General features: G+C 64.4%; 20 protein-coding genes and 1 other RNA gene. 10 read left to right on the top strand and 11 right to left on the bottom strand.

The genetic code is table 11. From position 1 onward, the window contains the following. Positions 1-25 precede the first annotated feature (25 nt). Positions 26-727 carry a hypothetical protein gene (locus tag RHO23_RS22660; protein WP_064407611.1) on the top strand — a complete coding sequence of 234 codons (702 nt, stop codon included), beginning with the start codon at positions 26-28 and terminating at the stop codon, positions 725-727. Between the two features lie 16 nt (positions 728-743). Here the strand turns inward: RHO23_RS22660 and recR are convergent, their stop codons facing one another. Both recR and RHO23_RS22650 read right to left on the bottom strand, forming a co-directional pair. Next, positions 744-1,352: a recombination mediator RecR gene (recR, locus tag RHO23_RS22655; RefSeq protein WP_030096005.1), complete on the bottom strand. Its 609-nt coding sequence runs from the start codon at positions 1,350-1,352 to the stop codon at positions 744-746. Beyond that, positions 1,345-1,689 carry a YbaB/EbfC family nucleoid-associated protein gene (locus RHO23_RS22650; protein WP_030096006.1) on the bottom strand — a complete coding sequence of 115 codons (345 nt, stop codon included), beginning with the start codon at positions 1,687-1,689 and terminating at the stop codon, positions 1,345-1,347. The genes recR and RHO23_RS22650 overlap by 8 nt, the downstream gene beginning before the upstream one ends. Positions 1,690-1,894: 205 nt before the next feature. Between RHO23_RS22650 and RHO23_RS22645 the strand changes: the two genes are divergently transcribed. Continuing rightward, complete coding sequence (locus tag RHO23_RS22645; protein ID WP_030096007.1) at positions 1,895-2,638, top strand: Rv3717 family N-acetylmuramoyl-L-alanine amidase; 744 nt, start codon at positions 1,895-1,897, stop codon at positions 2,636-2,638. Here the strand turns inward: RHO23_RS22645 and RHO23_RS22640 are convergent. From RHO23_RS22640 to RHO23_RS22630, 3 genes are read right to left on the bottom strand one after another with little or no spacing between them, the layout of a single operon-like run. Continuing rightward, positions 2,635-3,081, bottom strand: coding sequence for an SRPBCC family protein (locus RHO23_RS22640; protein ID WP_064407610.1), 447 nt, complete (start codon positions 3,079-3,081; stop codon positions 2,635-2,637). The two genes, RHO23_RS22645 and RHO23_RS22640, sit on opposite strands and share 4 nt — an antisense overlap. A gap of 49 nt (positions 3,082-3,130) precedes the next feature. Next, positions 3,131-3,952, bottom strand: coding sequence for an enoyl-CoA hydratase/isomerase family protein (locus RHO23_RS22635; protein ID WP_064407609.1), 822 nt, complete (start codon positions 3,950-3,952; stop codon positions 3,131-3,133). Between the two features lie 13 nt (positions 3,953-3,965). After that, entirely contained in the window at positions 3,966-5,159 is a 1,194-nt protein-coding gene (locus RHO23_RS22630; protein ID WP_057963549.1) for an acyl-CoA dehydrogenase family protein, read from the bottom strand. A 91-nt stretch (positions 5,160-5,250) separates the two neighbouring features. On the opposite strand from RHO23_RS22630, the gene RHO23_RS22625 reads away from it, so the two are divergent. From RHO23_RS22625 to RHO23_RS22605, 5 genes are all read left to right on the top strand, one after another. Then, positions 5,251-5,922, top strand: coding sequence for a TetR/AcrR family transcriptional regulator (locus tag RHO23_RS22625; RefSeq protein ID WP_193601851.1), 672 nt, complete (start codon positions 5,251-5,253; stop codon positions 5,920-5,922). After that, the gene (locus tag RHO23_RS22620; protein WP_064407608.1) at positions 5,909-6,883 is read left to right on the top strand and encodes an aminoglycoside phosphotransferase family protein; all 975 of its coding nucleotides are present in this window, start codon (positions 5,909-5,911) and stop codon (positions 6,881-6,883) included. Before RHO23_RS22625 ends, RHO23_RS22620 begins: the two co-directional genes overlap by 14 nt. Then, positions 6,880-8,154, top strand: a complete 1,275-nt coding sequence (gene eno, locus RHO23_RS22615) for a phosphopyruvate hydratase (RefSeq protein ID WP_064407607.1) — start codon at positions 6,880-6,882, stop codon at positions 8,152-8,154. Before RHO23_RS22620 ends, eno begins: the two co-directional genes overlap by 4 nt. Positions 8,155-8,230: 76 nt before the next feature. Further along, on the top strand, positions 8,231-9,601 hold the full coding sequence (locus tag RHO23_RS22610) for an FAD-binding oxidoreductase (protein ID WP_064407606.1): 1,371 nt from the start codon (positions 8,231-8,233) through the stop codon (positions 9,599-9,601). Next, positions 9,598-10,908: a class I SAM-dependent methyltransferase gene (locus RHO23_RS22605; RefSeq protein ID WP_030096015.1), complete on the top strand. Its 1,311-nt coding sequence runs from the start codon at positions 9,598-9,600 to the stop codon at positions 10,906-10,908. Before RHO23_RS22610 ends, RHO23_RS22605 begins: the two co-directional genes overlap by 4 nt. Here the strand turns inward: RHO23_RS22605 and RHO23_RS22600 are convergent. After that, positions 10,905-12,911, bottom strand: coding sequence for a DNA polymerase III subunits gamma/tau (locus tag RHO23_RS22600; RefSeq protein WP_064410113.1), 2,007 nt, complete (start codon positions 12,909-12,911; stop codon positions 10,905-10,907). The two genes, RHO23_RS22605 and RHO23_RS22600, sit on opposite strands and share 4 nt — an antisense overlap. A 95-nt stretch (positions 12,912-13,006) precedes the next feature. Between RHO23_RS22600 and RHO23_RS22595 the strand changes: the two genes are divergently transcribed. Beyond that, the gene (locus tag RHO23_RS22595) at positions 13,007-13,732 is read left to right on the top strand and encodes a hypothetical protein (RefSeq protein ID WP_064407605.1); all 726 of its coding nucleotides are present in this window, start codon (positions 13,007-13,009) and stop codon (positions 13,730-13,732) included. Positions 13,733-13,765: 33 nt separating this feature from the next. Further along, the gene (locus RHO23_RS22590; RefSeq protein ID WP_057967032.1) at positions 13,766-14,422 is read left to right on the top strand and encodes a hypothetical protein; all 657 of its coding nucleotides are present in this window, start codon (positions 13,766-13,768) and stop codon (positions 14,420-14,422) included. On the opposite strand, the gene RHO23_RS22585 is transcribed toward RHO23_RS22590, so the two are convergent. Beyond that, complete coding sequence (locus RHO23_RS22585; protein ID WP_030096019.1) at positions 14,419-15,702, bottom strand: aminotransferase class I/II-fold pyridoxal phosphate-dependent enzyme; 1,284 nt, start codon at positions 15,700-15,702, stop codon at positions 14,419-14,421. The two genes, RHO23_RS22590 and RHO23_RS22585, sit on opposite strands and share 4 nt — an antisense overlap. 47 nt (positions 15,703-15,749) lie before the next feature. Continuing rightward, an RNA gene (ffs, locus tag RHO23_RS22580) (signal recognition particle sRNA small type) lies at positions 15,750-15,846 on the bottom strand. 124 nt (positions 15,847-15,970) lie between these two features. On the opposite strand from ffs, the gene RHO23_RS22575 reads away from it, so the two are divergent. After that, a complete protein-coding gene (locus RHO23_RS22575; protein WP_030096020.1) occupies positions 15,971-16,426 on the top strand; it encodes an acyl-CoA thioesterase in 456 nt (151 codons plus the stop codon). On the opposite strand, the gene RHO23_RS22570 is transcribed toward RHO23_RS22575, so the two are convergent. The 3 genes from RHO23_RS22570 to RHO23_RS22560 are packed head-to-tail and all read right to left on the bottom strand — an operon-like array spanning position 16,423 to position 19,867. After that, complete coding sequence (locus tag RHO23_RS22570) at positions 16,423-17,373, bottom strand: amidohydrolase family protein (RefSeq protein ID WP_423488385.1); 951 nt, start codon at positions 17,371-17,373, stop codon at positions 16,423-16,425. The two genes, RHO23_RS22575 and RHO23_RS22570, sit on opposite strands and share 4 nt — an antisense overlap. Before the next feature lie 5 nt (positions 17,374-17,378). Continuing rightward, positions 17,379-19,235, bottom strand: a complete 1,857-nt coding sequence (locus tag RHO23_RS22565; RefSeq protein ID WP_423488384.1) for an anthranilate synthase family protein — start codon at positions 19,233-19,235, stop codon at positions 17,379-17,381. Continuing rightward, a complete protein-coding gene (locus RHO23_RS22560) occupies positions 19,232-19,867 on the bottom strand; it encodes an isochorismatase family protein (RefSeq protein ID WP_070916902.1) in 636 nt (211 codons plus the stop codon). The genes RHO23_RS22565 and RHO23_RS22560 overlap by 4 nt, the downstream gene beginning before the upstream one ends.

Raw genomic sequence — 19,867 nt, 5'->3', positions numbered from 1 at the left:
TCTGACATCACAAGGAGTAAGCACCATGGCGAACATCATCAGCAATGGCCCGAACGGCGACGCCGGAGCGACGGGCGCGCAGGGCACTCAGGGTCCTACCGGCGCGGCGGGGACCATGGCGAACTGCAATTGGATTGACGACGACTGCGCCACTCGAGGCGGGACCGGAGGAACCGGAGGCAACGGTGGGGCCGGCGGTCCGGGCGGCCCGGGCGGGCACGGCGGCGTCATCGACTTCGAAGTAGAGACCTTCATGGACGGTGTGTCACTTCAAGCCAAGGGTGGCCGCGGCGGCAATGGCGGGCAGGGTGGAGTCGGCGGGACCGGTGGCACCGGAGGCAAAGGCGGCGACGGAGATGACTGCGAGTTCGGCAGAACGGGCGGCAATGGCGGCACCGGGGGTCGCGGCGGGGACGGAAACTTCGCCGGCCCCGGCGGCAACGGCGGCGTCATCCTCGTCAAATGCCAACACGACCTGTCCTTGGGCACGCATCCGATGGATGTGTCGGCGGGCACTGGCGGCAACGGCGGGATCGGCGGCGGTAACGGTCCTGGCGGATCGGTCGGCGCTAACGGCGCAACCACCGGCGTGTTTTCGTCCTCATCGGACTGCAGCGGACCGGGGCCTCAACCGAACCCGGGCGCACCCGGTGATCCGGGGACATCGGTGACGGTGTCGGGAGCACAAGGCAATCCCGGTCAGGCACAGTTCCTCATCGTCCCTTGAAGGTAAGCAAGGGAATTCAGAGGGGGCGGCGGCCGGAGAGGGCGCGCCCGAGGGTCAACTCGTCCGCGAATTCCAGGTCGCCGCCCATCGGCAGACCGGACGCCAACCGGGTGACGGTCAGTCCGGGGAAATCGCGCAGCATTCGTACCAGGTAGGTGGCCGTCGCCTCACCCTCGGTGTTCGGGTCGGTGGCGATGATGACCTCGGAAATGGAGACCCCGTCTTCGTCGGTTCCGATGCGCGTCAACAGCTCCCGAATCCGCAACTGGTCGGGACCGACACCCGAGAGCGGGTCCAGCGCGCCACCGAGCACGTGATAGCGGCCGCGGAATTCGCGGGTGCGCTCGACCGCCTGCACATCCTTGGGTTCCTCGACAACGCAGACCAATGCCAGATCGCGCCGTGGGTCCGAGCAGATCCGGCAGCGCTCCTTATCGGAGACGTTCCCGCAGACCTCGCAGAACTGAACGCCATCGCGAACCCGCGTCAAGGCTGCGGTCAGCCGATCGATATCGGGAGCCTCGACACCCAGAAGATGGAAGGCGATGCGCTGCGCGCTCTTGGGTCCAACCCCGGGCAGTTTGCCCAGCTCGTCAATGAGGTCCTGGACCGGGCCCTCAAACACCGGGCAATCCCAGCCCTCCGCCAAGATCGCCGAGGCCACCCGCGAGCGGGCCCAGCCGCTGGCTCGCCAGTTCCTGTGTCTTCGAGGTCAGATCGGCCAACGCACCGATGATCAGGTCCTGCAGTGTCTCGACATCTTCGGGATCGACGATCTTCGGGTCGATCTGCACGTTGATCACTTCGCCACTGCCCTTGCCGGTGATCCGCACCAGGCCGCCACCGGACTCCCCGGTGACCTCGGCCGCTGCGATCTGCGCCTGAGCGGCCATCAGCTGCTGCTGCATCTGCTGTGCCTGCGCGAGCAGGGCTGACATATCCGGGGCGCCTCCGGGTTGCATGAAATCTCCTTCTCGCCTCAAACGACCGGGTATCAACTTGGTCACGCTCGCCGGGCCTCGGCGGGTCGTCAACAAGGGTAGCCGCCGTCCGGGCTACCGTGGCCAGGTGCGAGTGAGTTTCGGACACCAGATGTCGCGTGCCGTGCCGCTCCGTCGCGCCATGGGCCTGGCGGGAACGGCGCTGTTGACGGCGGCATCGGTCTCGGTGCTGCCGATCGTGACGCCGGCGGCGCCCATCGCCGCGGCCGCACCCGGCATCGCCGGACGCATCGTCGTGCTGGACCCCGGGCATAACGGGGCCAATGACGGGTCGATCAACAACCAGGTGCCCGACGGTCGGGGCGGCACGAAGAGTTGTCAGACCAGCGGCACCGTTACCGATGGCGGGTACCCGGAGCACACCTTCGCGTGGAACACCGTGCTGCTCATCCGTCAGCAGCTGACCCAACTCGGCGTGCGCACCGCGATGACCCGTGGCGACGACGACAAGCTCGGTCCGTGCATCGACAAACGCGCGGAGATCGAGAACAGCTTCAACCCCGATGCCGTCGTGAGTATCCACGCCGACGGCGGCCCGGCCGGTGGTCATGGCTTCCATGTCAACTACTCGAATCCGCCGGTAAACGCGGTGCAGGGCGAGCCGACGCTGCGCTTCGCCAAGACCATGCGTGACAGCCTGCAAGCCGCCGGCCTGACACCAGCGACCTACATCGGCACCGGCGGGCTCTATGGCCGCTCTGACCTGGCGGGCCTCAACCTTGCCCAGCACCCGAAGGTTCTCGTCGAGCTCGGCAACATGAAGAACGCCCAGGACTCGGCGATGATGACGAGCCCCGAGGGCCGCGCCAAATACGCGCAGGCCGTGGTTCAGGGCATCGTGGCATACCTCAGCGGTACCGCACCGGCGCCGGGTGTAGACCCGGCGGCGGCGCCTGCACCCGGCGGTTAGGTCGCCGAACCTTCGACCGTCTTCTTCAGGTTTTCCAGCACTTCGGCCTGAATTTTCTTGAGCCCCAACGGCGCAAAGGTCTTCTCGAAGAATCCCTTGATGCCACCGCCGCCCGTCCACGCCGTCTTGGTGGTGACCGTCGAGCCGGTTCCGGCAGGTGCGACGGTCCAGCTGGTCACCAGTGTGGAGTTGGCATCCTTCTCGATGACGGTGTGCCCGGCGACGCTGACGCTGGACTTGATGTCCCGCACGCGCGACTCGGTGGCCTGAAGCTTCCAGGACGCGACGGTGCCCTCACCCTGACCGCCCTCAAGCACCTGGTAGTCGCGGTAGTGGCTGGACAGGATCTGCGGGCGCACATTCTGGTAGTCGGCAACAGCGGCGAGCACTGCCTCTGGCGTCGCGTTGATCAACACCGAACTGGACGCACTGACCTGACCCATGAGTTCTCCCTCGCTACGACTTGGTTCTACTACTGGTTGTAGTCGCAGTCTAAGGGTCGGCCACGAGATCGCCGAGGCGACGTTCACCGTCCACCGTCTGACCGCCCCGTTGCAGAAAGCGCGCGATTCTCTGGGTGCTGTGCTCATCCTTGAATGCGGCGACGATAGCTGCCCGCTCCGCGGCCAACCCTGGCTCCAGGTCGGTGACCAGCGCATCGACCGTGCTCTTGGCACCCGCGATCAGTTCGAGCGGATTGACGGCGATACGCCGGGCAAGCCGATTCACGAACGGCCACCCCTCATCGGCGTCCAGAGCACGGTTCACCCAGCCGTATCGTTCCGCGAGATCAGCATCGAAATCCTCATGACCCAAAATCACCTCAAGCGCACGCGCCCGACCCAGCCCCTGGAGAAGGTGCTGAGGACCAGATCCCGCCGGGACGATCCCCAGCCCCGTCTCCACCTGATTGAAGATGGCCTGGCCACGGACCGCGAAACGCATGTCCAGGTTGAGGAGGAACTCACTTCCCCCGCCCGCGACCCTGCCCTCAACCAGTGCGATGGTGGCCTGGCGCAGCCCGCGGAATCTGCCGACCAACCGTTGGAAGGATTCGACCGAGTCGGCAGTACGGGCCGAATCCGATTGCAGAATCTCGACATTCAGGTGCGCGATGAAGAAGTCGGGATTGGCGCTGCCAAACAGCACCACCGTCACGTCGTCGCGCTCGGCGAGCCAACGAGCCAGCCGTGACAGGCTCGACATGAGTGGCTCGTCCAGCAGATTGAGCGGACCGTTGTCGATCAGGACAGTCAGGACACGATCGTCGCGCGCACACCGCAACCCGTTGAGCTCGGGCACCTGCGTATTCACGAGCCAGTGCTCATCAGAACGCGACAGATCCCGGCGGCAGTCCCAATTCCACCCGGCCGAACAGCTCGTAGGCCGAATCCGTGTCGTAGACAACGTGTGTGGACAAGGTGTTCACATCGCGCAAGTGGCGCTGTAACGGCGAGTCCTCGTATTGCGCGGAGGCACCGCATGCCTCGACCGCCTCGGCGATGGCCTGTTTGCAGACTTCGACGACGTAGGCACAGTTGCGGCGCACAGCCACCCGATCCTCGGTGGCCAGCCCCTCGCCGGAGCGCAGCTTGTCCTCCACATCTCGCACCGTCTGCAACAGCAGGGTGCGTGCCGACTCAGCCTGCGCCGCAACATGTCCCATGCGACGGTGCGCGGTGGCCAGCTTGGACTGCTCCTGCATCGAGTACCGCATCACCCGGGTCTTGATCTTCTCGGTGAACAGCTCCACCGTCCCTAGCGCCATCCCTACCGCCGGCGCGGCCGCGACATTGGAGAGGGCGCAGAACAGGGGTATCCGATAGATGGCAGACCCGTGCAGTTCCGCCGAGGGTGACTGCCCGCGCGCCAGCGGACCGAACTCCTGCACCCGATGCTCGGGGACGAAGACGTCGCTGACGGCGATGTCCATGCTCCCGGTACCCCGCAGACCGGAGGTGTACCAGGTGTCGATGACCTCGAGATCGTTCCTGGGAATCATGAAGGTGCGCAGATCCGGATACTTCGGCGGCTCGTCATGCTGCACCACCGCGGCAACCGATGCCCACGACGAATGCCAGACACCACTGCCGAATTGCCAACGCCCGCTTATCTTGTAGCCACCCTCGACGGGAGTGGCGATACCCGATGGCGACCAGCTGCCCGGAAACAGCAACGGAGACCCCGGCGGAACCGAGCCGAACATCTCGTCCTGCAGTTCCTCGGGAAACAACCCGGCGAGCCAGTTGTGGATTCCGTAGATACAGAAGGTCCAGGCGGTCGATCCGCAGACCTTGCCCACCTCGATGACCGCGCTCACCAAGGTCTCCAGACTGGCCTCGTCGCCCCCATAGCGGCGCGGCGCCATCAGGCTGAACAGACCCGACTGGGACAGCTCGGCAATGGTCTCGTCGGGCATCCGGCGCAGGCGCTCGGCCTCGAGGGCCCGTGCCGCGATAGCGGGTGCGAGGTCACGCGCCCGCTGAACGGCATCGGCCTGCACTGCTGTCGAACTCGTCATCAAAACCTCGCAACCTGCGCAATCATTAGGGAATGACACGCGATCGGACTGAAACTGAATCTCGATTCAGGTTTAATGTAGCCTTGGCGGGGTGGTGATGTCTAGCGATTCAGCGATCCGGCCCGTGGCCGCCGAGCAGCCCTCGACACAACGTGGCCGCAGCACGCGCCGCGCCCTGATGGATGCGGCACGCGAGGTCATCTCCCGGGTCGGGTACTCCGAGGCGCGGGTCATCGACATCACCACCGAGGCCGGGAAATCCGTCGGGGTTTTCTACAATTACTTCACCGACAAGGCCGAGCTTCTCCGCACCATGGTCGATGAGTTCCGCGATGAGGCGTACACCCGCGGCGACACCGTCGAGACGGGCGATCGCGCACCATATGACGTGATCCGGGACATCGTCACCGTGTACTGGACCACCTATCGCGACCATGCCCCTGTGCTCTCCGGGGTATTCCAGGCCGCGCAGATAGACCCGACATTCGTCGAGTACTGGCGAGACCTGCGCGCCCCGGCACGCACGATGATCGCCAACAACATTCGACGACTGCAGAAACACGAGTACTCCCCGGGGATGGATCCCGATATCACCGCATCGGCGATCGGGGCGATGATGGACTACTTCTGTTACGTCTGGCTGGTAGAGGGTGGGGAGACCGGACGCAGCTCGGTCACCGACGAGGAGGCCATCGACACACTCGCCCGCATCTGGTTCAACGCGCTGTGGTGGAAATCCGAAGGTGCGCATGGCACCACCTGACTGGGTGGTCGAGCTTCTCTCGCACGCCGGATTTGTGTCTGTGGAGGCACAACCATTGACCGGAGGGGTGTCCTCCGACGTGTGGCGCGTTCGGCTGAGTTCGGGCGAATCGGTGGTGGTCAAGCGGGCCATCGAGCGGCTTCGGGTACAGGCTCACTGGGTCGCACCGTTGCAGCGCAACATCTTTGAGGCGCGTTATCTCCGGCGCGCGGCGACGATCGTTCCGTCTTTCACGCCCCGGGTTGTCCTGGCCGTCGAAGATCTGCACGCCTTCGCGATGACAGATCTGGGGCCCATTGCCTCCTGGCGCGAAGATCTTGCGAACGGGCGTATCGATCCGGAGGTGGGCAGGGAACTCGGCGTACGCCTCGTTGCCGTGCATGCGCACACGTCCGGGGACGCCACGGTGGCAAGCGAATTCGCATCCGATGACCTGTTCGAGGCGTTACGAATCGAGCCGTATCTGCGCTATCCGGCAGAGCGCCTGCCGGATCACGCCGATGCCCTTTCCCAACTGGCCGATGACCTCGCCGGTACGCACATCGCACTGGTGCATGGAGATGTGAGCCCGAAGAACGTGATCGTCACCGCGGATGGACCGGTGCTGACCGATGCCGAATGTGCCTGGTACGGAGACCCCGCCTTCGATCTCGCGTTCTGCCTTAATCATCTGCTGCTCAAGCGGATATGGAAACCGGAGTACCGCGAGCCGTTGTGGGAGACGAGCCGCCGGCTCTGCACCGCGTACCTGGCGGGCGTCTCCTGGGAATCGCCGGATACGGTGGCCGCCCGGACCGCGCGCCTCCTACCCGCGTTGGCTCTCGCTCGCATCGACGGACGATCGCCCGTGGACTACTTGTCCGCCTCTCAACGCGATTCACTGCGCGCCCGCGCAGGGCAGGCCTTGCATGAATCGGCCACCGATCCGCTGGCCGTCACACAACAGTTAGAGGGACCATGACCGGAACACACATCAGTGGTGTGCACGCTCGACGCGTATGGGATTCACGCGGGCGGCCGACCGTCGAGGCGGAGCTGCTGCTGGGCGATGGCAGCATCGGGCGGGCGATCGCTCCCGCGGGTGCGTCCCGGGGCAGCGGCGAGGCCGCCGATCTACGGGACGGCGGCAGCCCTTTCGCCGGTTACGACGTGACCGCTGCGGTGGCAGCCGCCCGCGCTCTGACCGAGCATCTGGTCGGCATCGACGCCACCGACCAGAAGGCCGTCGACGCGGCGCTCACCGCGGCTGACGGGTCGGACGCGTTCGCGCTCATCGGCGGTAACACGTCGGTGGCCATGTCGATGGCGGCCGCACACGCCGCAGCCGCATCGCACGGTATTCCGTTGTGGCGTTATCTCATCGGTGATCGAACGGCCGCCATGCCGCTGCCGGAGATTCAGGTGATCGGCGGGGGCGCCCATGCCGCGCGTCGCACCGATGTTCAAGATTTCATGGTAGTGCCCGCGGCAGCCGACAGCATCGAACAGGGCCTCAACTGGGTCGCCGAAATCCATCGCGCATGCGGGGCTTTGCTTTCCGAGCGAGGCCGGCTCGCCGGGGTGGCAGATGAGGGTGGATGGTGGCCGGTGGTGGACTCCAACGAGGACGCACTGGAACTGCTGGTCGCCTCCATCGAGCGGGCCGGGTTGCAGCCGGGAGCCCAGGTCACGATCGCGTTGGACATCGCGTCGAGCGAATTCGGCAGCGGCGGCCGCTACCGTCTCGGGCTCGACGGCACCGAGCTCGACTCTGATGCGTGGGCAGAGGTTCTGATCGGGTGGATAGATAAGTATCCGATCGCTTCCATCGAGGATCCACTCGCCGAGGACGATCCCTCTGCCCTGGCGGAATTCACCCAGACAGTGGGACACCGCGTCCTGGTAGTCGGTGACGATTTCACCGTCACCAATGCCGAGCGCGTGCGCCGAGCAACCGAGGCCGGAGCGTGTAACGGACTACTGGTGAAGCCCAACCAGGCCGGCACGCTCAGCGCCGCCAAGTCGGCGCACGACACCGCTCACGACTGCGGATGGGACACCATCGTGTCTGCGCGATCGGGTGAGAGCGAGGATGTCACCATTGCGCACCTCGCGGTCGGGTGGGGTGCCGAGCAACTCAAGGTCGGCTCCATCACCAGATCCGAACGCACCGCGAAATGGAACGAGCTGCTCCGCATCGACGAACAGCTTGGCGGAGCACCGATTCGGCTAGGACGATTGACCCTGGATTAGTTTCCGACGGTCGCGCTTGGCATCCGAATCACGTTCTCGGGTGCGCCACGCGCAGAACCGGGCTAGCGTAGGAATTGTGCCTATCTCGTCAGGATCGGCGCACGCCGAGGGAGTGAACCGGCTACTACGGAGTTACCGGGCCATTCCCACGACGGCGACCGTGCGTTTGGCTAAGCCCACCTCAAATCTGTTCCGCGCAAGGGCAAAGTCGACTACACCGGGCCTGGATACCTCGGGCCTCACCGGTGTCATCAGTGTGGACACCGTCAATCGCACGGCCGACGTGGCCGGCATGTGTACCTATGAGGACCTGGTCGCGGCCACCCTTTCCCACGGACTCGCACCGCTGGTGGTGCCACAGCTCAAGACCATCACACTGGGTGGTGCGGTCACCGGGCTCGGTATCGAATCCGCGTCCTTCCGCAACGGGCTTCCGCACGAGTCGGTTCTCGACATGGACATCCTCACCGGCGCGGGCGAAATCGTCACCGCATCGGCGCACGAACACGCAGATCTCTATCGAGGCTTCCCCAACTCGTACGGCACGCTGGGCTACTCGGTGCGGCTACGCATCGAGCTCGAACCCGTCGAACGGTTTGTTGCCCTGCGGCACATCCGATTCCATAGCCTAGATGAACTCGTGGCAGCGATGGAGTCGATCGTGGATTCGGCGACCTTCCAGGGCGAACGAGTGGACTATCTGGACGGTGTGGTGTTCACCGACGAGGAGTCCTACCTGTGTCTGGGCACCCAGACGGATGCGCCTGGCCCGGTGAGCGATTACACGGGACAACAGATCTACTATCGCTCGATCCAGCATGCGGACGGCACCGGTCACGATCGGCTGAGCATCCACGACTACCTATGGCGTTGGGACACCGACTGGTTCTGGTGTTCCCGCGCGTTCGGCGCGCAAAATCCACGCATCCGCAGGCTGTGGCCGCGAAAGTATCGGCGCAGCAGCGTCTACTGGAAGATGATCGGCCTTGATCAGCGGTACAACATCGCCGACCGCATCGAGAAGTTCAACGGGCGCCCAGCCCGGGAACGCGTCGTCCAGGACGTCGAGGTACCGATCGGTCACACCGCGGAGTTTCTGCAATGGTTCCTCGACGAAGTACCCATTGAACCGGTATGGCTGTGTCCGTTGCGTTTACGCGACAACGAGGGATGGCCGCTGTATCCGATACGCTCAGGCCAGACGTACGTCAACATCGGCTTCTGGTCCTCGGTGCCCGCAGGCGCCGTCGATGGAGCCACCAACCGGCGGATCGAGCACAAGGTCAGCGAACTGGGTGGACACAAATCGCTGTACTCCGAATCCTTCTATCCGCGTGAAGAGTTCGAGGCTCTGTATGGCGGCGAGCACTATCGGACGTTGAAGAAGATGTACGACCCCGATAACCGATTGCTGGATCTCTATGCGAAGGCGGTACGGCGACAATGACGACGACTCAGGCCAAGAACGACCGGGGCGAGAACGGTAAGCTCTCGCTGGCAGAGATTCTCGAAATCATGGCGGCCGGAGACCTGCCGCTGCGCTTCAGCGCCTACGACGGCAGCAAGGCCGGACCGGAGAATGCCGAACTGGGGCTCGATCTACTGACGCCGCGCGGCACAACGTATTTGGCGACGGCACCGGGTGATCTGGGGCTGGCACGGGCGTATGTTTCCGGCGATATCGAAATGCAGGGCGTGCACCCGGGCGACCCTTATGAACTGTTGAAGGCCATGGCCGACAGGCTGGATTTCAAGCGACCGCCCGCGCGCGTGCTGGCCAACATCGTCAGGTCGATCGGTTTCGAGCATCTGCGGCCCATCGCACCGCCGCCGCAGGAGGCACTGCCCCGTTGGCGGCGGGTCGTCGAGGGATTCCGGCACAGCAAGACCCGCGATTCCGAGGCCATCCATCATCACTACGACGTCTCGAACGCGTTCTACGAGTGGGTACTCGGCCCGTCCATGACCTACACGTGCGCCTGCTATCCGAACGCTGAGGCCACGCTGGAAGAGGCACAAGAGAACAAGTACCGGCTGGTTTTCGAGAAACTGGCGCTCAAACCCGGAGACCGGTTGCTCGACGTGGGTTGCGGCTGGGGATCGATGGTCCGGTACGCCGCACGGCGCGGCGTACGCGCCACCGGTGTCACCTTATCGGCCGAGCAGGCCGCCTGGGCACAGAAAGCCCTTGCCGACGAAGGCCTTTCGGATCTGGCGGAGGTTCGCCATGCGGACTATCGCGATACCACAGAAAGAGAGTTCGACGCGGTCTCGTCGATCGGGCTGACCGAGCACATCGGCATCGCGAACTATCCCGCTTACTTCCGGTTTCTGCAGTCGCGACTGAAGACCGGCGGCCTGCTGCTCAACCATTGCATTACCCGGCCGGACAATCGAACCTCGGCCGTCGCAGGATATTTCATCGACCGCTACGTCTTCCCCGACGGGGAGTTGACCGGGTCGGGGAAGATCATCACCGAGATCCAGAACGTTGGCCTGGAGGTGCTGCACGAGGAGAATCTGCGTCACCATTACGCACTCACGCTCAAGGAGTGGTGCGCCAACCTCGTCGAACACTGGGATGAGGCAGTCGACGAGGTAGGCGAGGCCACCGCGAAGGTGTGGGGCCTGTACATGGCCGGTTCACGACTGGGCTTCGAGCGCAATGTGGTTCAGCTACACCAGGTGCTGGCCACCAAACTTGATGCGCGCGGCGGGTCCTCGCTGCCGCTGCGCCCGTGGTGGCAGCCCTAGCTGGGGTCGATCTTGCGAGCACCCAGCTCGTTCTGAAGTAGTTCCAGCGCAACCTCTTCGGGATCGCGTCGCGGACCCGACTCGCCCTGCCCGGCCTCGGCGAGCATCTGCTCCTCCTCGTCCTCCGGGGACGTGGGTTCCGGTTCAGGTGTGGGTGCCGGCTCGGGCTCGGGCGTCGGGCGGCTGGGCCGGGTCACGACCCGCGGTGGGGCCTTGTTGACTTTCGGCGCCTGGGCAGGGGCGCCGGCGTCCGCACTGCCCGCCTCGCAACGGATCTCCCAGTCCACCCCGAGCGCATCCTTCAACGCTTCCCGGATGACCTCGGCATTGCGCGACTCGGTGATGCGCTTGGCCAATGGTGGCGAATCATGGGACAGCACCAGGGTCTTGCCCTCGATGGCACGCACGGTGGCACCGGAGAGCATGACCTCGGTGGTCCGGCTGCGGTCCCTGACCTTGGATCGGATCTCGGCCCAGGCGTTGCGCACGGCAGTGGTGTCAAGGGCCCCGGGCTGACGCGGCTCGGGGGCAGATTCCGGTTCTGGCGCTGGAACTGGCTCTGGCTCTGGTTCCGGTTCTGGTTCCGGAACGGGCGGTGAGGGCGGCTCCGGGGCCGGCTCGGGCGCCGGAGCAGGTGCCGGGGTTGGCTCAGGCTCTGGCGCTGGAACTGGGTCCGGCTGCGGGGTGGGTTCCGGAGCCGGAGCAGGTGTAGGCGGCGGAGTCGGCGCGGGAGGCTCGGGCGCCGGGGCCGGCGGTGCGGTTGTTTCGGCGGCCGGGGCGGCGTTGGGGGCCTGGGACTTGCGGACAAAGCGCGGCGACGCGCCTGTCCCACCGGCTTCGGGCACCGACATGTCCAGGCGCTTCTCGATGCGCTCGACACGTTGCAGCACAGCAGATTCCGCGTCTGTGGCCGAGGGCAGCAGCAGTCGGGCGCACACCACTTCCAGCAGCAGCCGAGGTGCCGTCGCGCCCCGCATCTCCCCGAGCCCGGCGTGCAGCACCTCGGCGTATCGGGTCAAGGTCGCGGGCCCGATGCGCTCGGCCTGCTCGCGCATCCGCTCCAGCACGTCCTGTGGCGCATCGACCACACCGCGCTCCACCGCATCCGGAACCGCTTGCAGAACAATAAGATCGCGGAAACGCTCGAGCAGATCGGTGCCGAATCGGCGCGGGTCGTGTCCGGCATCCATCACGCCTTCGATGGCTCCGAACACCGCCGCGCCGTCACCGGCCGCGAGCGCGTCCACCGCATCGTCGATCAGTGCGATATCGGTGACGCCCAGCAGTGCGAGAGCCCGCTGGTAGGTCACGCGTTCCTCGTCCGCACCGGCGAGCAACTGGTCCAGTACCGACAGGGTGTCTCGAGGGGATCCGGCACCGGCGCGGATCACCAGCGGGTACACCGGATCGTCGACGGCGACGTTCTCCTGCGCACAGATGGCCTCGACAAGCGTCCGCATCGTCTTGGGCGCCAGCAGGCGGAACGGATAGTGATGGGTGCGCGACCGGATGGTCGGCAGCACCTTCTCCGGCTCGGTGGTGGCGAAAACGAAGATCAGATGCTCGGGTGGCTCCTCGACAATCTTGAGCAGCGCGTTGAAACCCGCGGTGGTGACCATGTGCGCTTCATCGATGATGAAGATGCGGTAGCGCGACTGCGCGGGTGCGTAAAAGGCCCGATCACGCAGCTCACGGGTGTCGTCCACACCACCGTGGCTGGCGGCGTCCAGTTCGATGACATCGACGTTGCCCGATCCGTTGGGCGCCAGCGCCACGCACGAATCACAGACCCCGCACGGCGTCGAGGTGGGCCCCTGCACGCAGTTCAGCGAGCGGGCAAGGATGCGGGCCGAGGACGTCTTACCGCAGCCACGGGGCCCCGAGAACAGATAGGCGTGGTTGATGCGGCCCGCGTCCAGCGCGGTGGTCAACGGTCCGGTGACGTGCTCCTGGCCGATGACTTCGGCGAAGGTCGCCGGGCGATACTTGCGGTACAGGGCCACGGAGAGCAAGGGTACCGGCGACCGCAGACGACCTTGGCGGGCCACCTGACGAACAAACGGCCACATTGGGTGATCTTGTTCGCTAAAGTCCGCGCATGAAGACACGTCGCGTTGATATGAACACTGTGTTGGCGGTTGGCGCGAGTGTCATCGCACTCGCATTCACCTCCGCTTGTTCCAAGGAATCGCCGAGTGAGTCACCGGCGCCGTCGTCGAGTACCCAGAAGGCCGACGAGCCGACCGTGAAGTTGCCCGAGGGCCCGGCGACCGCACTTTTGCTGACCCGGGAGGACTTCCCCGCTGGCAATGGGACGTTCACCATCGAAGACAAGCTCAAACTCGACAAGGACAAGGCGGACAAGTCCAAGCCGGAGAAGGTCAACCCGCCCGGGTGCTACGAGTTCATCTCCGAGGGAGACGGCGACTACGACAGGGCGCGCGCCAAGTACGACTCGGACACCGTGATGGCGGAGAGCAGTGTCGGGCTCGGTATCAAGCAGTCCTTCGACGACCTCGCGAAGCGTGCCCAGGAATGCGCATCCGTCCAGATGGAGGGCGACGGGGTGGCGATGAAGGCGCATGTCTCCATCTCCGATTTGCCCGGTGCCTCAGCGGAGACCAAGTTGGTCAAGGTCGGCGGTCTTCTCGGACCTGAGGGCGACCAGATCGGCGTCGAGTCGCACATCGCGATCGCGCATCCCCGGGGCACGACCGTCCGCATTGAGGTCGACAGATTCATCGAGCCGTGGACTCCCGAGCAGGACGCACTGGTGTTGGATCTACTCAACAAGCAGATCGCCAAGGTGCAAAAGGCGCCCTAGGCGAATCCGCACATGACGGATGGGGGAAGTCCCGTGGCTCGCACGCTGTCCATCAGCGCGATATCCGCCGCCCTGATCCTCGTATCGGCGTGCACCAGCGTCGTCTCGGGTGAACCGAAGTCGGACGGTTCACCCGGGCTGCCCAAGGGTGATCCCGCCAAACTCCTGCTGCCCCGACAGGACTTCCCCGAGGGCTCGGGCACCTATGAGGTGCTTGAGCGCCCGGGTGATGACGGCCCGACGGTCAGCCCGTCCGAGTGCAACATGTTCGTCAACCACGACACGGTCACCTTCGATCAGGCCGCCGCACAGTACGAGGACGGGTCTCTTCGTGTGGACGTCGTGGTTGGCAAAGGAATCGCCGATTCGTTTCAGACCATCCAGGAGAAGGCGGGGCGGTGTGGGTCCGTCACGCTTGACCTCGACGGGATCGGCGGGACCGGCAGCGTCAAGACGGAGAAGGTCTCGGGAGCGAGCGTGGACGCGATCGCAGCCGTCTTCACCGGCGGCCTGGGCATGGACGGTGAACAGACCGTCGAGATCACCGTCAAGACGCTCACCGCACATCCACGCGGCACCACGGTGACCGTCAAGGTCCTTCACGCCATGGAGCCCTGGACCAGCGACAACGACAAGCTGGCGCTGACGCTGCTCAACAAACAGATCGACAAGGTGCAGCAGGCGCCCTAGTTGGCGCGCTCCAGCAGCTTCTCGGTTGCCGCCAGCAGCGCGCACGTCGCCAGACCATCGACAGCGGCGCCGACGGTCTCCAGCGGTGGGAACGACGGTGCCAGACGAATGTTCCTGTCATTCGGGTCATTTCGGTACGGGAACGTGGCGCCCGCCTCGGTGAGCGCGATCCCGGCCTCCTTGGCCAGGGCCACCGTGCGTTTAGCGGTGCCGTCCAGCACGTCGAGGCTGATGAAGTATCCGCCCTTGGGCTCACTCCACGATGCGATCTTGCTCTCGCTCAATCGGTCGTCCAGGATCTCAAGCGCCAGCTCGAATTTGGGCGCGAGGATCTGCTGATGTTTCTGCATGTGCAGCTTGACGCCCTCGGCATCGCCGAAGAAGCGCAGGTGCCGCAGCTGATTCACCTTGTCGGGCCCGATGCTGCGCTTACCGGCGTGCTGCAGGTACCACGCGATGTTGGCCAGTGATCCGCCCATGAAACTGACGCCAGCTCCGGCGAAGGTGATCTTCGAGGTGGACGCAAAGATCAACGGGCGGTTGGGATGTCCGGCGGTCTCGGCGAGCCCCAGCAAGTCCACATTCCGGACGAAATCATGCGTAAGGGTGTGTACCGCGTAGGCGTTATCCCAGAACAGCCGGAAATCCGGTGCCGCCGTGTTCATCTGGGCCAGCCGACGAACGACCTCCCACGAGTAGACGGTTCCGGTGGGGTTCGAGAAGACGGGAACGCTCCACATGCCCTTGATGGTCGGGTCGGAGGCGACGAGTTCCTCGATGAGGTCCACGTCGGGGCCGTCCTCGCGCAGCGGTACCGGAATCATCTCGATGCCGAAAGATTCGGTGATCGCGAAATGACGGTCGTATCCGGGCGCCGGGCACAGGAACTTCAGTGACGGCTCCTCAACCCACGGCCGGGGTGAGTCGACGGTTCCGTGCAGCAGCGCGTACACGATCACGTCGTGCATGAGGGAAAGGCTGGCGTTGTTGGCCGCGATCAGGTTAGGCGCGGGAACACTGAGTAGCTCACCGAAGATTGCACGCAGCTCCGGAAGGCCGTTACCGCCGCCGTAGTTGCGCGTATCGGTGCCATTGCCGTCGAGGTAGTCGCCGTCACCGGGCAGCGCCAGCAGGCCGTTCGACAGATCCAGCTGCTCGGGTGCCGGCTTGCCACGAGTGAGGTCCAGCGAGAGCCCCTTGGCCTTGAGCTGGCTGTAGTTCTCCTGCTGCAACCGATGCTGAGCTGCGAGTTCGTCGGGTCCGAGCGACAAGAATGACACGGCTTTCCCCTATTCGCCCTGCGGGGCATCTGGAGGTCGCAATCTTCGGAAAGGGGACCCCGCGCACCCGACAGAGCCCGTTGACCCTTGCTGCCTTCCAGCCCTGGGGGAGTTCACAGGATAGACGCCGCGCGGGGTCCAGCGATCAGTCTAGTAGGTGGGCCATACCGCCCCGAACCGTGGTGGGTGTTACCTTCCGATATCGTGAAATCGGATTGAGGCAATACCCTCTGTGCCCTCGAATTCGCTTAGGAAAGGACCAGCGGGAATGGCTGAAATTCCAACTCTTGCAGAGTTTCCGCTGCATTCACACGACAAGCTGCGTTATGCCGATACGGACCGGCAAGGACACATCAACAATTCCGTTTTCTCCACCTTGCTGGAAACCGGGCGAGTCGAGTTTCTACACGACAGCACAAGACGAATCCTGGAGCCAAACAGGGCGTTTGTTATCGCACGTTTGGAGATCGATTTCCTGGGCGAGATGCTATGGCCAGGCCAAGTAACTATCGGCACAGCGGTGGATTCCGTCGGGCGCAGTTCACTCAAACTCCGCCAAGCCATCTTTCAGGAAAACCGGTGTGTCGCGAGAGCGCTCTCTGTCATTGTTTTGATGGATGAAAGCTCGCGCCTCTCGACACCATTCTCCGAGGATGTTCGGTCACGCCTTTCCGAGTCGGCATCGAATAGCGCACCGCAACCGCACTCCGATACAAACGCCTAATCGCCGACCAGCCCCAGCAGCTCAGCTCCATTGCGATCCAGGATCAGCGACGCGTCTTCGGCCGACAGACCCTCCTGGATGTAGGTCGCGGAACTGACGTACCGGGGGCCTCCCTGGTACGGGAAGTCCGATCCGAATACCAACCGGTCGGCGCCGAGCGATGCGACAGCGGCTCGCAGCGCGGGAGTGTGGTCATGCCCCACCGTGTCGAACCACAGCCGCCGGGCGGCATCCTTGGGTGCTTCCGGACAGTGTGTCGCTTCCCATTCGGTCACCTGACGGTTCGCGCGCTCCAGCACCATCGGTAAGGCCCCGCCCAGATGACACGTCACGATCTTTATATCCGGATAACGCGACGGGATGCCCGCGACGATGAGGTGCATGATGGCGATCGTGTCCTCGATCGGCGCCCCGATCGACCAGGTGAGCGAGTGATCGGTGATCAAGGACGAGTCCGCACCGCACCCTGCTGGATGCACGAAAAGTATTGCGCCCCTGCTATTCAGTTCCTCGTACAGCGGATCGAATAGCGGATCGGCTATCGACCGGCCAAGTACCGAGGTCGTGATCGACGCGCCGTACATGCCCAGATCGTCGATGGCACGGCTCAGCTCCTCCAATGCGGCCGGGATGTGGGGTAGCGGCAGTGACGCCAGCGCGCGGAACCGTCCCGGATACTCACTGGCGAGCTTCGCGTACTCGTCGTTGACGAACCGGGCACTCTCGACGGCGGCGGTCTCGTCCTCGAAATGAGGTGATGCGGGTGTAGCCGAGAGGATCTGCAGGTCGACACCCGCCTCATCCATCAGCGCGAAACGTCCATCCAAATCGGTACGCGTCGCCCCGGCACCCAGGCCCCGATGGACGTCGGTACCGGCCCGCCCATACTCGTCGAGCAACGACAGATAGTCGTCAGACCACAGGTGAGCGTGAATGTCTATGCGCACACCAGTCATGCTAGTACCGGAACTCCCGTCGCCAGCGGCGTGAGCAGCTCACCGAAGATCCCTACCCCATCGCGAGTGAGGATGGACTCGGCGTGGAACTGGATGGATGCAAACCGCTTGGCGCGCACCGCATGAACCTCGCCTGTCGCGGCATCGGCACTGATCTGCACCCGTCCTGCGGGCGTATCGACCCACTCGCCGCTCGTCACCGCGGCGAAGGTGTTGTAGAACCCGACATGTCGCTCGGTTCCGAACAAATCGATCTGCCGTTGCACACCCTGATTGGGCTGCTCCCGACGACGAACGGGCAGGCCCAACTGCCGGCAGAGCACCTGATGACTCAGGCAGATCGATAGGAACGGAATACGCTGAGTCAGTGCGGTCTTCGTCAGGGCGGTCAGTGTCGCGATCTTCGGAACATCGATTGCCGTCGGATCGCCCGGGCCGGGGCCGAGCACCAGGATGTCATGTGCGCCGGGTTGGATATCCTCGTCAAATCGGCGGATATCCACACGTAAACCCAAGGCCCGCAACTGCAATCCGATCATCGAGGTGAACGTGTCCTCGGCGTCGACCACCAGCGCGGTGCGGCCCACCAGACTCGCGGCGTTCTCTCCCGATCCGTGTCCCAGCCAGAAGGTCCCGATGCCGGTGTTGCGGCTAGCCAGCGCCTCCGTAACACGGGGATGGCTGCGAAGTTCCCGGCGTGTCGTCAGAGCGGAGAGCAATCCGGCTGCCTTGCTGCGGGTTTCAGCGGCCTCGCTCGCGGGATTGGAATGCCGAACGATGGTGGCGCCGGTGCCGGCGGTAAGCGCACCATCCGGTGCGATCTCCGCGGTGCGGATCAAGATGGCCGAATCCAATTGCCGCACACCGGCGGTATCTGTGCTGACCAATGCGGCAACGCCGCTGTAGTACCGGCGGCCCTTGGGCTCATACCGTTGAATGACACGGCACGCGTTCTCCAGTGGGCTTCCCGTCACCGTCGGCGCGAACATCGTCTCGGCCAGAATCTCACGCGGATCTCGATCAGTAACACCGGAAATCAGATACTCGGTGTGCGCGAGCCGCGCCATTTCCTTCAGGTACGGTCCCTGCACCTGCCCACCGTCCGGGCAGATTCGGGCCATCATCTTCAGCTCTTCATCGACCACCATGTAGAGCTCGTCGGATTCCTTGGTGTCGGCGAGGAACTCCATGACCGCATCCAGGTTCGGGCCGTTGGCACCGTATCGATATGTTCCGCTGATCGGATTCATCACGGCCAACGAATCCTGCACACTGATATGGCGTTCGGGGGTCGCGCCGATGAATACCTGCTCGCCGGTACTCACCAGGAACGTCCAGTACGCGCCCTTCTCCCGTTCCAGCAGTCTCCGAAAGAGCGTCAGCGCGGTGTTGATCGAATAGTCGTGCAACTGGACCAACAGGTTCCGCTTGAGCACGAAGTTGGCGCCCGCCCCCTGGCCGATCTCCTCGGCGATGATTCCCGAGGCCAGACGCGCGTACTCCTCGTCGTCGATGTCGAAATCGCTGTGGCCCACCACTACCGGATACTCGGGAATTCGGTCCAATACCTCCGACAACGGCGCCGACTCCTGCTGCTCGACGGCAAGCGCCAGTAGTGGAGCACCGTCATCGGGCGCTACAAATCCGCGCTCGGCAATCTGCCGGTACGGCACCAAGGCCAGCAGGTCATGCCCACCGTGCCCGTCGCGCAGCGGAAGGTCGGCGATCCGCTCGACGGACGTCACCGTGCCGGTGACGACGTCGACGGCATCGGGTGCGCCGGATTCCGGGCGGTACAGCAAGGCGAATGGCCCGGTTGCTCCCGCCAACACACGTCCCAGTAGATCGCTCATGTCAGCACCTCGTCGGTGACGGTCAGCACGGCGCACCGTCGTGCGGCGTATTCCAAAGCCATCCAGTGTGATTCGTCATCGAAATCGGCGATCGCGTCGGCAACCAGGAAGGTCTCGATATCGTTGGTGAACGCGTCCACCGCCGTCATCAACACACCCACATGTGCGTAGACGCCGCAGATCACCAACTGGTCACGTCCCGCTGCGTGCATCCGTTCCAACAGCGCCGAACGGTGGAAGGCGCTGTAGCGCCACTTGGTGAAGACCCAGTCACCCGCGTCGGGTGCGATCGGATCGACGATCTGACGGTGCTCTTCGTCCACACGCATCCCGGGGCCCCAGAAGTCCTTGAGCAAGCCACGCTGCTCCTGGGTCATGCTGCCGGGCTGAGCGGTGTAGGCGATCGGGATGCCCGCGGCCACCGACCTGTCGCGGATGGCCGCGACATTGCTCACCAGTTGATCACGCAACGACACAGGCAGCGGCGCCAGGAAATAGCGCTGCATGTCGTGAACGAGCAATACGGCGCGTGCGGGGTCGATCTGCCATGTCGCCGTGTTGGCAGGCAGTAGATCCACGGTCGGCAGGTCGTACTCGGCGATGATCGGGATGCCGCGGGTGGCAGTGGTCAT

Source organism: Mycobacteroides sp. PCS013 (genome assembly GCF_049532645.1).
GTDB classification, from domain to species: domain Bacteria; phylum Actinomycetota; class Actinomycetes; order Mycobacteriales; family Mycobacteriaceae; genus Mycobacterium; species Mycobacterium gwanakae.
Note: the sequence above shows the minus strand (reverse complement) of the source record. Positions and strands in the feature narration are given on the sequence as shown.

Coding starts and splice junctions, on each gene's coding strand:
- RHO23_RS22660 (WP_064407611.1), top strand. CDS start 26: ATGGCGAACATCATCAGCAATGGCCCGAACGGCGACGCCGGAGCGACG.
- RHO23_RS22650 (WP_030096006.1), bottom strand. CDS start 1,689: ATGCAACCCGGAGGCGCCCCGGATATGTCAGCCCTGCTCGCGCAGGCA.
- RHO23_RS22640 (WP_064407610.1), bottom strand. CDS start 3,081: ATGGGTCAGGTCAGTGCGTCCAGTTCGGTGTTGATCAACGCGACGCCA.
- RHO23_RS22630 (WP_057963549.1), bottom strand. CDS start 5,159: ATGACGAGTTCGACAGCAGTGCAGGCCGATGCCGTTCAGCGGGCGCGT.
- RHO23_RS22620 (WP_064407608.1), top strand. CDS start 5,909: ATGGCACCACCTGACTGGGTGGTCGAGCTTCTCTCGCACGCCGGATTT.
- eno (WP_064407607.1), top strand. CDS start 6,880: ATGACCGGAACACACATCAGTGGTGTGCACGCTCGACGCGTATGGGAT.
- RHO23_RS22605 (WP_030096015.1), top strand. CDS start 9,598: ATGACGACGACTCAGGCCAAGAACGACCGGGGCGAGAACGGTAAGCTC.
- RHO23_RS22595 (WP_064407605.1), top strand. CDS start 13,007: ATGAAGACACGTCGCGTTGATATGAACACTGTGTTGGCGGTTGGCGCG.
- RHO23_RS22575 (WP_030096020.1), top strand. CDS start 15,971: ATGGCTGAAATTCCAACTCTTGCAGAGTTTCCGCTGCATTCACACGAC.
- RHO23_RS22565 (WP_423488384.1), bottom strand. CDS start 19,235: ATGAGCGATCTACTGGGACGTGTGTTGGCGGGAGCAACCGGGCCATTC.
- RHO23_RS22560 (WP_070916902.1), bottom strand. CDS start 19,867: ATGACCACTGCCACCCGCGGCATCCCGATCATCGCCGAGTACGACCTG.